Genomic DNA, 15,725 nt, shown 5'->3' with positions numbered 1-15,725 from the left:
TATCTCAACCTTCATGTCTGCAGTTAATGAAGGATATCTTTAGTTTTTCCGTATCCGCCATATTTTATGCATGAGTTGGCATGAAATAACACACCGAAGGAATGAGTTGTTGCTTTTCAAAGGTAGTGCTTAGCGGTTACTTACATAAGAGAGGAGTTTTTTTGTGCTGAATATCGGACAAATTCAAGAGATTATACCTCATCGCCCACCGTTCCTGCTCGTGGACAAGATCGTGGAAATCGAGGACGGCAAGAGAGCCGTAGGAATCAAGAATGTAACCATTAACGAGCCTTTTTTTGTTGGCCATTTTCCAGAATACGCAGTTATGCCGGGTGTTCTGATCGTGGAAGCACTTGCTCAGGTTGGAGCCGTAGCGATTCTGAATGTGGAGAGCAACCGTGGCAAGCTTGGTTTCTTGGCAGGCGTTGATGGCTTCCGTTTCCGCGGACAGGTTGTGCCTGGTGACACCCTGCGCCTTGAAGTTGAAATCACCCGACTTAAAGGGATGATTGGTAAAGGGAAGGCAACGGCATCGGTTGATGGCCGTACGGTCGCAGAAGGCGAGATTATGTTCGCACTATCAGACAAAAAGTAATAGAAACTTCGATAACTATTTTTGGATATGGAAGGGGAAATTATCATGGCAGTAATGAGTCAGAGAACAGTGGAGACTGTAGATCGTTGGCTAAACGATCCTTATGTAGATGAAGAGACGAAGCAGGAACTGCGTGCGATCGGAAATGACGAGAAAGAATTAGAAGAGCGCTTCTACCGTGACTTGGAGTTCGGAACAGGTGGTCTTCGTGGGATCATTGGCGCGGGTAGCAATCGGATCAATAAATATACAGTGGGCCGTGCGACTCAAGGCTTTGCTCGTTATATCCTGGATGCTCACGGCACTGCGGAAGGTAAGCCTTCGGTCGTTATTGCTCATGATTCCCGTCATTTCTCACCAGAATTTGCTCTTGAAGCGGCACTGGTACTGGCCGGTAATGGCATTGTCGCGAAGCTGTATCCAAGCCTTCGGTCCACGCCACAGTTGTCATTTAGTGTTCGTGAGCTAAATGCGACAGGTGGGATTGTTATCACAGCAAGTCACAACCCTCCGGAGTATAACGGCTATAAGGTGTATAACTCAGAAGGCGGCCAGTTGGTGCCGGATGAAGCGGAACAGGTTATTTCGAACATTCAGAAGGTAGATTCCTTTGCTGCTGTGAAGAAGCTATCCCAAGAACAAGCAGAGGCAGAAGGGCTTCTGGTTTGGCTTGGCGAGAAAGAAGATCAAGCGTTTATCGACACTGTAGCAAGTATTAGTGTGAACCGTGATCTGATTGCTTCTAGCTTGGGAGAAGATATTAAGATTGTCTATACTCCACTGCATGGAACAGGGAATATTCCAGTTCGTCAGGTGCTTGAGGCTGTCGGCTTTAAGCATGTATACATTGTTCCTGAGCAGGAACAGCCAGATGCAGAGTTCTCTACTGTGAAGTCTCCAAATCCAGAAGAGCGTGAAGCATTCACACTTGCGATGAAGCTGGGTGAAGAAGTTTCTGCAGACATTCTAATCGGAACAGATCCCGATGCGGACCGTATGGGTGCTGTTGTGAAGAACAACCAAGGCGAATATGTGGTTCTATCCGGTAACCAGTCGGGTGCAATTATGATTCATTATCTGCTCAGTCAATTGAAGGAAGCGGGTAAGCTGCCTGATAATGCTGCTGTCGTGAAGACGATTGTAACGAGTGAGATGGGAGCAGTTATCGCTGAACACTACGGAGCAACAGTCATGAACACACTCACAGGCTTTAAATATATCGGTGAAAAAATGACCCAGTTCAAACAATCCGGTGAGCATACATATCTGTTCGGATATGAGGAAAGCTACGGCTATCTTGCAGGAGATTATGCACGCGACAAAGATGCAGTGCTTGCTAGCATGCTGATCTGTGAAGCGGCTGCTTATTATAAAGGTCAAGGTAAGACCCTTTATGATGTATTGCAAGAGCTATACGAGCAATTCGGGTACTTCCTGGAGAGCCTTGAGTCCCGTACGCTCAAAGGTAAAGATGGCATTGCTCAGATTCAAGGCATTATGAGCGATTGGCGCAGTACGCCTCCAACAGAAGTTGGTGGTATTGCGGTTGAGAGCGTGCTTGACTATGCAGAAGGTCTGGATGGACTACCGAAGGAGAATGTACTGAAGTACATGCTCACAGATGGTTCTTGGTTCTGTTTGCGTCCATCTGGCACAGAGCCGAAGATTAAGGTGTATTTTGCAGTTCGGGGTCAGTCACTTGAAGACGCGCAGCAAAAGATGCAGACGCTCGCAAGTCATGTCATGACCAGAGTAGATGCTTAATCGATAAATTAAGTATAGATTTAAACGACCGGGGTTCTTTCGCTATTGATTACTCAGCGGAAGAATCCCGTAAGTTCAATGAGGAGGAACTTTCGTGCATCAGAAATGGAAACACTGGAATGTGGCAGCTCGTAAGTGGCTGTGGATTCTAGTTGTTCTGGGCGTTGCGGCCGCTCTGCCTGTTGGCTATGACCGCTTACAGACTGAATCAACGGCTAAGAATGTTGAGTTTGTATTTGACTATCGTGACTTGGTGGATATATCGGTTTATCAGACCCATCCACAGGACTTTATTTCAGAACAGTTGGACCGGTTGAAGGAAGCCGGTGTTGGCAGTATGGCTTTATTCGAAAGTACTTTGGATGAATTCGTCAAGTCACGGCGGATCACAGTATACGATGGGCAGCAAGTAGCCGATCTGACAGGAAATGTTACCCCAACGAATGATAACTATACGTACATCACTTTTAATACAGATGAGAGTAAGAATCAGATTAAGCCGATCATTGAAGAAACTTTCAAGAGAATTGATATTCCAGTACGTTCATGGACGTTCAAAGATCGTGACGGGTTAATACTGGAGACGCCTAAAGCGAATGCATACTTGAAGCCAATGTCTCAAGACCCAATTACGATTGCTATGCTTCGGGATCGTGGCTTTACGATTGTTCCGCGTCTATCCGACAGCTTACCGTATGATCAGGCATATATGGAGCGGTTGATGTCTTATTTTGCCGATAACGGGGTTAAACGGGTGTTATTCGACGGTGAATCCGTAAGAGGTTTTAATGACAATGAAGACATGGAGAGCTTGGAGGCCTTTGGTGAACTGCTAAATAAGTACAACATCGGTCTTACAGCCATTGAGAATATAAAGAAGCCGCAAAAAGGCTTTGAAAAGCTCGCCTATCTCACTGACTATAATGTTGTGCGTATCTATTCACTCAGTGAGAGAGATGCATCTTTGAAAGTGGATGTGATTAGCGACCGTTTCGTACTCGCATCCAAAGACCGGAATATCCGGATGTTCTATTTGAATGCAGAACCGCTTAGAGATTCTACAAAAGCATCCATCACAGATCCACTCAACAATCTCATTGAGAGTTTGACTGAGCCAGGAAATGCGATTAAGGATATTGAGAAAAATGGCTTTACCATTGGACAAGCAGAGCCGTTTAAGGTTAAGGACTCCTCCATGCAGCGCTATTTCAAGATTGGTGCTCTTATTGGATCGGTCGCGCTTATCGCGCTAATGATATCGTACTTCATTCCGTTCCTGACCATTCCAGCCTTCGTCCTTGGACTCATTGGAAGTGCGGGGCTGTATGTCTTGAACGCCGAATTAATGGAACAGGCTTTGGCACTGGGAACATCGATTAGTGGTCCTACGGTTGCTATGATTCTGGCTATTCGTAAAGTGAATGTCGCTAGCCGTACATTCACAGATATCAGTACGGGAAGACGCTTAACGCACGCGATCGTGCTGTTCTTGAAGACAACGATTCTATCCCTTGCAGCAGTACCGCTTGTGATCGCACTGCTGAACAATGTGACATACATGCTGGTATTGGATCAATTCCGCGGTGTTAACCTGCTGGCTATGGCGCCTATGTTACTGACGGCGATATATGTACTCTTGTATCGTGGTGGTAAGGCAACACGCAGCGGCGTAACATCTCTGCTCAAGACACCGATTAACATTGCAATGGTTATCGCTGCGGGTATTCTGGGTGTCGCTGGTATGTACTACTTAAGCCGTACAGGAAATGCAGGTCAGGTATCATCCATTGAGATGGCATTCCGTTCATTCTTAGAGAACACTTTCGGTGTACGTCCACGGAATAAAGAATTCCTGTTCGCTCATCCGATTATGCTGCTCGGTCTGTTCCTGTCATTTAAATATCGCCATGCGGCGTATCTGTTAATCTTCGGGGCAATGGGTCAATTGTCAATCGTCGGTACATTTACGCATATCCATTCACCAATCTATATTTCGGCGGTCCGTGGATTGCTTGGTCTTGTTCTCGGACTTATTCTTGGCTTGGTTGCGATCTTGGTATGGCAACTCGCGGAAAGGATCTGGAAAAGATGGTCTCCTCTACTAAGACAATAGTCATTTCCGGATATTACGGATTTAAGAATAGCGGCGATGAAGCCGTTTTGAAATCAATTTTGACTGCGCTCGAAGAGCAGGGAAAGGCAGCGGGTATTAAGATTGAACCCGTTGTCCTTTCCATCAATCCGGAGTGGACATCATCCATGTATGGTGTCCGTGCGGTACATCGAATGCAGCTTGGTGAAGTTAGACGTGCGATTCAAGAAAGTGACGGATTGATCAGCGGGGGAGGGAGCTTGCTTCAGGATGCAACTAGCCCCAAGACGATCCCGTATTATCTGGCGATCATCAAGATTGCACAGTGGCTGAAGAAACCAACCTTTATCTATGCACAAGGTGTGGGACCAGTGAATCGAAAGATATTCAATCCCATGATTCGGTCTGTGTTCCGCAAATGTTCTTATATCTCTGTACGAGATATTCAATCGGGTGAGCTCCTTCAGTCGATGGGCATTCGCTCAGAGGACATTCATATTGTCCCTGATCCTGTGATGGGAATGCCTTTGCCTGAGCAGAATAATGAAGAGCTTGCTGATCTTTCAGTTTCAGGTGAAGAAGAGCTTCCTGTAATCGGCATTTCGGTCCGTTTCTGGGATAAGGAACGCCGGGAATTGAATGCGATAGCTGATGCGCTAACAGATTTAGCTCGTAAGCGGCCCGTTCATTTAAGATTCCTGCCGTTTTATCAGCCTGAAGATGAACAAGCTTCACAGTATATTGCGGACAAGATGGGTGATATTACATCATATGGTGGAAAGATAAGTTTCTACCGGGAGGAACAGGAGCCCCAAGATATGCTTCTTGAAGTAAGCCGCTGTGACTTGATTCTTGGCATGCGTCTACACAGCTTGATCTATGCAGCCAATCAGCGTGTACCTCTTATCGGTATTTCGTATGATCCGAAGATCGATCATTTTCTGAAGCGGTTGGACAGTGCACCTATAGGGAGCAGCCAATCACTGGTTCCTGCAGATTTGACAAGACATTTGATTACAATGTTGGACTCCTTAGAAGCCTGGAAGGAAGAGCATAGTGCTCAGATCACACAGCTTAAGCAGGAATCTCAGAACCCAGCTCGGCATATTGTTGAATTCCTAGGTAATAGAAGGTGATAAAATGAACCAGACAACCAAGATTCCAACCGTTTCTATTTTTGATATACCGTTCTCGAAGCTGAATATGAATGATACGGTGGCATACCTAACAGAAGCCGTTAAATCCGGAAGACCGCATCAGGTTATTACCGCGAATCCAATCATGGTTATGACTGCACTCGACAACCCGGAGTACAAGACCATGATGCAAAATGCAGATTTAATTGTTCCTGATGGTACGGGGATCGTATGGGCAGCGAACGTAGGTGGCGATCCGCTTAACGAACGCGTAACCGGTTTTGATATGCTACATGAATTAATGAAGGTTGGCGAAAGCTATAGATGGAAATTCTATTTGCTGGGTACGACACCGGAAGTGATTCAGGCAGCAGCCGAGCGGTTACAAATGCAGTATCCGGCAGCTGTGATTGCCGGATATCGTGATGGATTTTTTGGACCAGAACAAGATGATGAGGTTATTGAAGAGATTAGAGCTGTGTCTCCAGACTTGCTGTTTGTGGCCCGTGGGGCAGACACGCAGGAGCCATGGATTGCTCGATATAAAGAACGTCTCGGGGTACCTGTCATGATGGGTGTTGGGGGAAGCTTTGATATTATTTCGGGGAAGTCCAAACGGGCACCCAAAGTATTTCAAAAGCTCCGTTTGGAGTGGTTCTATCGTCTATTACGTGAGCCATTCCGGGCCAAAAGAATGCTTGCGCTCCCGAAATTCGCAGTTAAAGTGCTGCGCGAGAAAGAAAAAGTTACGAAAACAAGCTAATTAACTCTTTTTTGTGGGTAAAATCCGGTAAATCGCCGGAAATTAACATTGGTTTTCGGAAGCGAAGGGAGTATAATTCAACACGGTAGACAATATTGGGGGTTGAATGATTACATGGTAACGATATACATCATCGGGTTTGTCGTGTCGTTGGTACTGGCTCTGTTCTTGACACCGCTCGTGAAAAAATTTGCGGTAAAGGTTGGCGCTGTGGACGTTCCGGATGCCCGTAAAGTGCATACACGAATCATGCCCCGGCTGGGCGGATTAGGAATTTATCTGGCATTTATCCTCGGATTGATTGCCGTGCTCCCTTTTATTCCTGAAAGTCTTTCACCACGTGACGCAAACTTTATGAAAGCATTTCTCATTGGCGGATCGATGATCGTCTTGATCGGAGCATTGGACGACCGTTTTCAACTGTCTGCTAAGGTGAAATTCCTGGCGCAGATTATTGCTGCCTGTGTTGTTGTGTTTGGATTTAATATTACAGTTGATTTTGTTAATATACCTTTCCAGGACCGTTACTCGACGCTTGAAGCCTGGATTTCCATTCCGCTAACGATTTTCTGGATCGTTGGTGTGACGAATGCCATTAACCTGATCGATGGGCTTGATGGTCTGGCTGCCGGTGTATCCGGTATTGCCATTAGTACGATTCTTGTCATGTCCCTCTTGATGGGGAATACGACAGTAGCACTGCTCTGCTTGCTCTTGCTCGGCGGAATTATCGGATTTCTCTTCTTTAACTTCCATCCGGCTAAGATCTTTATGGGTGACGCAGGCTCGCTGTTCCTTGGGTTCAGTTTGGCCATGCTGTCCTTGCTCGGATTTAAGCAGATTGCGATTGTCTCCTTCATCACGCCACTGATCATTATCGGTGTGCCTTTGTCGGATACTCTCTTCGCGATTATCCGCCGGAAGATCCAAAAGAAACCGATCTTTGCTCCGGATAAAGGACATTTACATCACTGCCTGCGCGAACTTGGTTTCAGCCATCGCCAGTCGGTCCTGATTATTTATGGTATTGCTGCATTCTTCGGAGTGCTGGCTATCATTCAGTCCTCAGCTGCGATGTATGAAGCGAACTGGGTCACATTCGTCGTGATCTGTATCATGATGTTCTTCCTGCAGATCGGTGCAGAGGTAATTGGATTGGTCGGTAAGACCAAGCGCCCACTGCTCGGACTCATCAACCGGATACGAGTGAAGACGAACGCAGAGTCCCGCACGAAGTAACAAGTTTAGGTATTAATAATTTTAATAACCTACTATTAAATGAAGTTTTCAGTTATCGTAACTTTTTCTCATATCACTACACAGTATGTGTACAAGCAACCTCACCGAATTAGGGTGAGGTTTTTTTGTGTTTTCTTCTAAAATAAGGGGGGGATGGTGCCGATATAAGAGGTAATTGACTTAACTGAGGAGAGATGATCGAATGCAGCGTACGAAGAAGCCGATTGTTTGGCTGATGATGGTGGCTATGATTGTGTCGTTGATACCAGCAGGGCTTGTACCGACGGCATCGGCAGCTGACAAGCTTACTAGTTATTTTACTCCGGATATTTCAGATCTACGAAATACGGTTGACTTAACCTTGACTCAAGGAAATAACCAGCTAGGTAGAGGCAATGTGTATAAGGTAACTGATGCACAGCAAGAGATTACAGGGACATACAGAATGGTCACGGACTCCACACTCGGAGCCAATGTCCAATTACTTAACTGGGATCAAAATAAGAAAGAGTGGATAGAGGATTCAGGTCGTATTGCGCCGGCCGTGGTTACACTTGATCACGAAAGACCGGACCAACGATTCAAGGCCAACCTTACCTTGTATCCTGGTATGAACCGAGTTACTTTTACAGGGCAGCAGGGTCAAGTTGAACGCTCTGAGACGTTTTATATCCTGTTTGATCAAGTGCCTTATGTTGAGAAGTTACAGGTACTAGGTGGTTCAGACAACCTCGATTTGAATGAAGGCGCTCAGATCGTTGTAAATCGAGATGAAATTACTTTGCAGGGTAAAGCGATGAATACGACCAAGGTAACTGTATCGATCAATAATGGATCAGCCTTGTCAACATCATTGCTGCAAGATGGTAGCTTCTTCTCACCACAGCTTAAGCTGAATCCAGGATTGAATAGCCTGAAGCTGGTAGCACAGAATGGCTCTGACTCGCTTACATTCAACTACTCCTTGTTTTATTACGATGAGAAGAATCCGATCGTACTCCTTGATTTGTTGGATTCGACTGGTAAAAATCCACAAAGTCTCCTAGGAGTGCAGCCAATCTTTACAGAGGACACAGACAATGCGATGGTAAGAGTGCAAATGCTGGTTCCTGAAGATACTGCGAATAATACAAAGTTTAGTGAAAGTGCAGAGATATTGGTCAATGATAATAAGGTGACACCGTCGTTTACGGAGGAACTCTTCATTCCAAGTGTTAAGGGGAATACTCCTTCTTACTGGATGGTAACATTTGAAATCCCTAAGTTGGCGCTCAACAAGGATACAAGCGGAGAGAGATTACTTAGTCAGAAGCATGTGTTATCCGTAACTTATGGCACTAAGACAATAAACAAGCGAATGGACTTTCAGTATATGAAAGGACAGACGGTTATTACGGGATTGAAATATCTTAAAGGATATGAACCGGGTGGAACGATTCCGACAGGAGAAGCACTGAACGGAGCTAAGGTAGATTCGGGTGATTTCTATATTATGGTCAATACGAATGGAAAGCCTGCTAATTCAGTAAACGGTCTAAGAGCTAACTATCTTCCGCTTGGAACAAGCTCAATTCAGATTGTACACGTGGAGGATGTATCTGCCACCAGTTACGTGTACAGAATTGTTGGTTTGAAGAACGGTAATCAGACTGTGCGCTTTAACTATAACGGTTCGACGGCATACAAAGACGCCACAATTTCATTTGCATCCAAGAACTATATTTATATTGAGAATTTAATTGATGGACAGACTTATACCCTGGATTCTGCAAATGGAACTAAATTGAATGTAAAAGGTCAATATATTGGATTTGGTAACACAATTAACAGCAATCATTTTCTTGCTGAAGTGTTTGTAAACGGCAAGAAAGAAAAATCAACCAATACAACAGAGGGGCTTGACCCTACGTGGTTGACTAAAAGCAATGGTCAGTTCAATATCCAATTGAATATCTCTATGATAGATGGTCCGCTAGTATTCGGGGAGAATAAAATTATCCTTACGGGTATTGGTACAGATGATAAGGGACAAGCCAGAGAGATCCGCAAAGAGCTTCGTATTTATATCGTAGATAACAATGTATCGACGATTGCGAATTTCCAGCCAGCACTTGGTAAGGATCGTCCTAGCTTCCCACCAAGAGATTTCATTGCAGCTGATCCGCTCTTGAAACAGATCTTTAACTTAACACCTGAATTTATTTACAATGATAATAAGTTTACAACAAGCTTAGGTACGTACGACCTTGTATTCCGTGGAAGTGGTGCCGTCAAGCTGAACTTGAACCAAGGTACAAAGAACATTTTGTCCGTGGATCTGCCAGCGGTTACTACGACGAACGAAGTAGTTACATTTAATGGTGAGCGGTATACGTATGATTTCGCAGGTACCCAGAATGACTTTATTATGCGAATTCATGATATTACGGCAAGTGCACCAGGAACGAATGTGTATACATTAGAATTGTTGAATGAGACTGGGGCTAAGACAACCCAGCGACTAGAATTGGTTCGTGAGGTAAGTGCATATCGCATTCTCGCTCCACAACCAACCGTAGGTAAGCAAATTGTGGTGAATAAGAACTTTGTTCGTTTCGATATTGAAGCAGAGGGTGCAACAGAGGTCATTATAGGTAATGAACCGGCAGCGAAGCGAACGGATTTAGGCGAGCATCGCTTTGTATATGATTATGTTGGGTTGAAGCAAGATAAATCCAATAAGATCAAGATCACAATTAATCGGGCAGGCACCAAGATTTCAGATACCATCGAAGTGTTTTATACGGGGACAGTTGGTGTAGATGCACAATACATGGCTCCGAAAGTAGCTAATAAGTATACTGTCTTTAACAAGGAATTGCTGCTTGATCTCCCTAAAGGGACGGTAATGCAGAGTACAGATACTAGAGGAATCGCGAAATATTATCCGGATACGAAGCTTTTGTTCGGCATTGCGGATCCAATAACGGGGATCGTTGAACGTAAGAATGATTACGGGAATATCATTGGTTTCCCTGGAACCGGTGAGGATAGTGGAGCTCCATCATGGAGCATACCAGATGAATACTTACTTAAATTCGGGTCGACATCGCAGTCCAGCAACTTTGGGCGAATTTCACAAGTCTACTGGATTAGTGGAGGACTTGGGGAGAAGGGTGATCTGGGGACAGCCACTTATGCGGGTAAGACGAATGGATTGACGCCTTATTCGGTGGAAGGATTGTTTGGTGATCCACAGATTCCTGCTGAGCGGAGAATTACACCATCGAAACGCGGAACTCTGACGTTGTCCTTTAACTCGAATGTGGTAGATGAAGCAGGTGCAACTATTACCGTCTATCGATATACAGCAAAACGGCAATGGGAGAACATTGGTGGAGAAGTCAACATGAAGAACCATACCATTAGCGTTCCATTCGACGAGTTTGGTTATTATAAAGTCATGAAATTAAGCCGTAGCTATAATGACGTGACGAACCATAACTGGGCACGTAATATTTTGAATGGTCTTTATGCGAAAGGCTTTATGAATAACCTTCGCTTTGAACAGTTCGGTACAGACGATCAGACTACGAGAGGGGAGTTCACAACACTTCTTGTAAAAGGTTTGAGTTTGCCAATTAACTCTGATGACAATCGTACATTTGTAGACATCGTACCAGGATCGCGGTCTGCAACATGGGATTATGACAGTATCGAGACAGCAGCAAGAGCAGGGATCGTGGCGGGTCTTACGGATGGAGTATTTGCTCCAGATCAACCACTGACTCGTGAACAGGCAGCGGTCATGATTGCCCGTGCACTGAAACTCAAGCTAGCTAATAACGATGCAAAACTTGAAGCCTCATTGGCTAAAGCCTTCGTCGATTCAGGCAAAATTGATAAATATGCGGGTCCTGCAGTACTGGCCGTATCCAAAGCTAAGATCATGGAAGGTTCGGCGTCCACACCTGCTGGGCAGAAAAAACCGCAATATAGCTTCAACCCAAAAGGCAATCTGACTCGTGCAGAAGCTGGTAAAATTGCCGTTGAGCTTCTGAAGAAGAGCACGAATGTCTTCCCTAAGAACTTGAGTTAGGCTGAGGTTATGGGAATAGTTCTCCCTATATAGGCATCCCAGAAATCTCGTTAGAATCAAGTATAAGAGGAGAGCGGTATGGTCCGGCTCTCCTCTTATTTTTCTCTATATTAAGTCTAGCTATCTATTGACAATAATCCTATCAAGCTTACAATTCTTTGTAATTTGATTTAGAATGCGCTACAATAACCAGAGCACATACTATTTTTTAGAGGGTGAAGAAGAATTTATGAAGCCGATTTTATCGAAAGCACAGTTGGACTATATGAAGGCGAAGACTCAATTCGAAGATAGAGCCAAGGTTATGGAGAAGAAGATTGAGCTTGCTCGCGGTGTTCATGATGAGATTACACAAGAAATCATGGAAGGACTCGTAATGGAGACAGGCTTCCACGATGCATTTAATGAATTGACACTGGCAGAGAACGCCCTAATCCAGTGGTCCCACGTTACCATTAAACATGAGAAGACTTATCGTGATAATAAAGTTGAGATTGAGATGATGTACAGCAAGCTTAATGAAGATCCAGAAATGCGTGCTCGGGTTATCCAGCTTGCTATGAAGATCCGCTAGATTATGACAAAGGCGCCGAAAGGCGTCTTTTTTTGTTTTAATGCCACGAAAGTGATATGTTAGATGAAGTTGCAGCGGATTATTTGAGTTTTTTTAAAAAAAATAAAAAAAACTTGGAAACATCCGCAACTTTTTCCTCTGTAGAACGTTTAAGATGTAGAACACAATGAAACACCCAATATGTACCGATTGAAGAAACTTGTCTATTAATTAGAAAAATCTTCTTTACGGTCTATGGGACTCATTGTATAATACCTAGGTAGGATTATAGGAAACTACGCTAGTTTGTAATGTTCTCTTTGTTAACATGTTTCTGTGATACCCGTCACAGACATCATTTATATGATTTCTGCTCACACTCGAGGAAGGAGGTGTACGACGAATGAGTAACACGAGCTATCATTCTAAACAAATTAAAGAAAATAATCAGGTTACGATTCAAGGAGGAGAAAAAAAGGTTATGAAGAAAATTTTATCCGTAGCACTGTCTACAGCAATGGCATTCTCCATGTTTGCTTCTGTTGCATTCGGTGACGATGCAAAACTTACATCCCAACAAAAGTTTGACGTATTGAAAGACGCTAAGATCCTGACTGGTTACCAAGATGGTTCCGCTGGTCTGGACAGAGACTTGACTCGCGCTGAGTTCGCGAAAGTTGTATCCAGCTTGATGGGCCTTAAGCCAATCACTGGTCAACTGTCTTTCAAAGACAAAGGTTACACAGCTAAGAATTGGGCTGTTCCTTACATCGAAGCAGTATACTCTGCTGGCCTGATGGAAGGTAAGAACACTACGAAGATGATCTTCGACTACAACGGTAAAATTACCGTTCAAGAAATGGCTGCAGTATTGGTACGTGCAATGAAACTTGAAGTACCAGCTGAAACCGACAACGCTGCATCCGCTTGGGCTAAAGGTTATGTTCAAGCAGCAGTTAACGCTGGCATCATCTCCAAAGATGCTGCTCCAAAAGCAAATGCAACTAGAGCTCAAATGGTTGACACTGCATATGCAATCTGGATCGATCAACAACAACCAAAAGTAGTTTCTTACGAAGTTAAGGAAGATGGTAAAGTAGTTGAATTCAAACTTGCTAACGAAGAAGTTGTGAAAGTAACTCTTGAAACTCCTCTGAAAGCTAACGTAGAAACTGAAGTTAAGTTTAAAAACGGTAACTACGATTACAGCCACAAAGTAACTTGGACTGTAACCGCAGCAACTAAAGTACAAGGCGTATCTGCTAGCAACTATAAACAAGTTGTTGTAGCATTTGATGGAGATGTTGATAAAGCTACTGCAACTAATCCTTCGAACTATTCCATCACAGGTCTTGCTTTCTCTGCAGCAGCTTTGAGTGAAGATGCTAAAACAGTTACTTTGACTATCGCTCAAGATAGTGGAGTATTGGATCGTCAGAAAGAATACACAATTAACCTTAAAGGTGTTAAAAACGCTGATAGAACTAAAACTTTCAGTGATGCTGTGAAGTTCTCACCAGTTGATACTACATTGCCAGAAGTTAAAGAAGTAGTTGGATTGGGAACAAAAGCATTTAAAGTTGTATTCTCTGAGCCAGTGCAACAGTCTTCTGTTGTTTCAACTTCAAACTTTATGGTAGATGGTAAAGCGGTTAGTGGATACGTTACTTACCAATATCCTAACATTGCAATCATTAGCACAGACCTTGCTGTTGGTTCCCACGAACTGACTGTTAAAAATGTAAAGGATTATGCAGGATTCACAAATCTTACTGCTACTTCAAATTTCACTGTTGCTGAAGATAAAACTGCTCCAGAAGTTGTAGGTGCAACTACTAACGATCTGACAAGAGTTGAAATTGAATTCAATGAAACAATCAAATCAGTGAGCAAAGTGTATCAAACTTCTGCTAGCAAAACAGCTACTTACACAGTCTCTGACAACAAAGTAATTGCAACTTTCTCTGGTACTAACAAACTCAGCTTGGCAGAAACAACAATTTATCTTGAAGGCGTAACTGACTACAGCGGTAACTCTGCAAACCGCGAAGTTAAAGTTACCCCTGTTCTTGACACAGAACGCCCTACAGTAGTTGGTGTTGAAGCAGACGTTAAAAATGGTAACCATGAGTTTACTGTAGAATTCAGTGAAGCTGTACAGCTTGGTGATGTCACTGAGACAGCTAACTATGTTCTTAAAGATAAAGATGGTAAAGTTGTGACTGGTAAAGGCTTTACCACTAAAGGTAACCCAGTTAAAGCTCCTGAATTTGTAACTGGTTCGCAAAACAAAAAAGTTAAGATTACTTCTATCGGTCAATTGGCTTCCGGTGTTTATACTCTGGAAATCAGTAACATCCGTGATGTAGCTGCTATCGGTAACACTATGTTGCCATATTCTACAACTATCGACTTAGCTGATATTGAGAAGCCAAAAGTGCTGTCAACTTCATACTATGAAGTAACTCAGCCTGGTAACTCTTCATCATTTACTGGTTTGGATATTATTGTTCATTACAGTAAAGCAATGGCATTTGATGGCGTAGGAAACGCACTTGAAGCTAATAAATACAATTATGCTTCTACTGCAAGTTCTTCAACATACCTTCCATTACCAGTAAATGCAAGTGTTTCTGCAATTAATGCCGAAACAGTACGTATTTCCTTGCCTGCTAAAGAAGGTGGATATGTAACAGGAAATCAAGCAATCAGCCTTCGTGTAGTTAACGTTGCTGATGCTAAGGGGAACTACATTGCTAATAATGTTGTAACTACGACTGTTAGCGAAAAAGGACAACAATTTGTTGAGTTGGATAAAGTTAAGGCTACTGACAACAATACAATTGTAGCTGAATTTGAAGGACCGCTTTCATATGTTCAAGCTTCAGACTTTGTTGTTACAGCTGGCGCAGCTACTTATGATGTTGTTGTTATAAGCAATAATAACGGCGTTGTCACTTTTGATCTTGCTGGTGATAATAAACTTGCTCCAGAAGTTGGGCAAAATGTAACTCTCAGCGTAAAAGGTGGAAGTCATGTAGTTCAAACTGTGAACAATAATGGCTTAAAAGCTAGTGGAAGTAAAAACATTACAGATGCAATTAGCCCATCTTATGTTGAAAATAGCGTAGTATTCAATGCAAGTGGTAACAACACTGTTGCTACATTGACATTTGATGAAGCTTTAGTTGTATTCAATAACCCAACTGCGTTTGTTGTACATGTAGATGGTGAGCCAGTTGACGTTACAGAAGTGAAAATTAACGGCACTAACAAAGTAGATGTTACGTTTAAGGCTGCTTCTGTTGCAGGAAAAACTGTTGAAATCTACTCCAGCAGTAATTTTGCTTCGGCTAAATTTGTGACTGACGCAGCAGGTAACGCTGCTAACGCAGTTGCAATTAAAAAAGCTAACTAATAGCTGAAGTACTTAGTTAATCAGGGGAGTTCATTCTTAAGAATGAACTCCCCTTTAAATGTATAGGTGACAACTTCTAAATTATAT

The 15,725-nt window shown here is 43.4% G+C and carries 9 protein-coding genes; all 9 read left to right on the top strand.

Annotated elements, in window-relative coordinates; all coding sequences use genetic code 11:
- Nucleotides 1-163: 163 nt before the first annotated feature.
- Nucleotides 164-595: a 3-hydroxyacyl-ACP dehydratase FabZ gene (gene fabZ / locus ACK8P5_RS23545; RefSeq protein WP_422658602.1), complete on the top strand. Its 432-nt coding sequence runs from the start codon at nt 164-166 to the stop codon at nt 593-595.
- 45 nt (nt 596-640) lie between these two features.
- The gene (locus tag ACK8P5_RS23540) at nt 641-2,359 is read left to right on the top strand and encodes a phospho-sugar mutase (protein WP_422658601.1); all 1,719 of its coding nucleotides are present in this window, start codon (nt 641-643) and stop codon (nt 2,357-2,359) included.
- 94 nt (nt 2,360-2,453) lie between these two features.
- Nucleotides 2,454-4,472, top strand: coding sequence for a DUF5693 family protein (locus ACK8P5_RS23535; RefSeq protein ID WP_422658600.1), 2,019 nt, complete (start codon nt 2,454-2,456; stop codon nt 4,470-4,472).
- Complete coding sequence (gene csaB / locus ACK8P5_RS23530) at nt 4,448-5,587, top strand: polysaccharide pyruvyl transferase CsaB (protein WP_422658599.1); 1,140 nt, start codon at nt 4,448-4,450, stop codon at nt 5,585-5,587. Before ACK8P5_RS23535 ends, csaB begins: the two co-directional genes overlap by 25 nt.
- Before the next feature lie 4 nt (nt 5,588-5,591).
- Nucleotides 5,592-6,350: a WecB/TagA/CpsF family glycosyltransferase gene (locus ACK8P5_RS23525; protein WP_422658598.1), complete on the top strand. Its 759-nt coding sequence runs from the start codon at nt 5,592-5,594 to the stop codon at nt 6,348-6,350.
- Between the two features lie 114 nt (nt 6,351-6,464).
- A complete protein-coding gene (locus tag ACK8P5_RS23520) occupies nt 6,465-7,589 on the top strand; it encodes a glycosyltransferase family 4 protein (RefSeq protein WP_422661563.1) in 1,125 nt (374 codons plus the stop codon).
- Nucleotides 7,590-7,791: 202 nt separating this feature from the next.
- Nucleotides 7,792-11,667, top strand: coding sequence for an S-layer homology domain-containing protein (locus ACK8P5_RS23515; RefSeq protein WP_422658597.1), 3,876 nt, complete (start codon nt 7,792-7,794; stop codon nt 11,665-11,667).
- Between the two features lie 229 nt (nt 11,668-11,896).
- Nucleotides 11,897-12,241 carry a hypothetical protein gene (locus tag ACK8P5_RS23510; RefSeq protein WP_422658596.1) on the top strand — a complete coding sequence of 115 codons (345 nt, stop codon included), beginning with the start codon at nt 11,897-11,899 and terminating at the stop codon, nt 12,239-12,241.
- Nucleotides 12,242-12,623: 382 nt separating this feature from the next.
- Entirely contained in the window at nt 12,624-15,638 is a 3,015-nt protein-coding gene (locus ACK8P5_RS23505; RefSeq protein ID WP_422658595.1) for an S-layer homology domain-containing protein, read from the top strand.
- Nucleotides 15,639-15,725: the final 87 nt, after the last annotated feature.

The organism is Paenibacillus sp. EC2-1, assembly GCF_049311625.1.
Lineage (GTDB): Bacteria > Bacillota > Bacilli > Paenibacillales > Paenibacillaceae > Paenibacillus_AQ.
Note: the sequence above shows the minus strand (reverse complement) of the source record. Positions and strands in the feature narration are given on the sequence as shown.

Coding starts and splice junctions, on each gene's coding strand:
- ACK8P5_RS23540 (WP_422658601.1), top strand. CDS start 641: ATGGCAGTAATGAGTCAGAGAACAGTGGAGACTGTAGATCGTTGGCTA.
- csaB (WP_422658599.1), top strand. CDS start 4,448: ATGGTCTCCTCTACTAAGACAATAGTCATTTCCGGATATTACGGATTT.
- ACK8P5_RS23525 (WP_422658598.1), top strand. CDS start 5,592: ATGAACCAGACAACCAAGATTCCAACCGTTTCTATTTTTGATATACCG.
- ACK8P5_RS23520 (WP_422661563.1), top strand. CDS start 6,465: ATGGTAACGATATACATCATCGGGTTTGTCGTGTCGTTGGTACTGGCT.
- ACK8P5_RS23515 (WP_422658597.1), top strand. CDS start 7,792: ATGCAGCGTACGAAGAAGCCGATTGTTTGGCTGATGATGGTGGCTATG.
- ACK8P5_RS23510 (WP_422658596.1), top strand. CDS start 11,897: ATGAAGCCGATTTTATCGAAAGCACAGTTGGACTATATGAAGGCGAAG.
- ACK8P5_RS23505 (WP_422658595.1), top strand. CDS start 12,624: ATGAGTAACACGAGCTATCATTCTAAACAAATTAAAGAAAATAATCAG.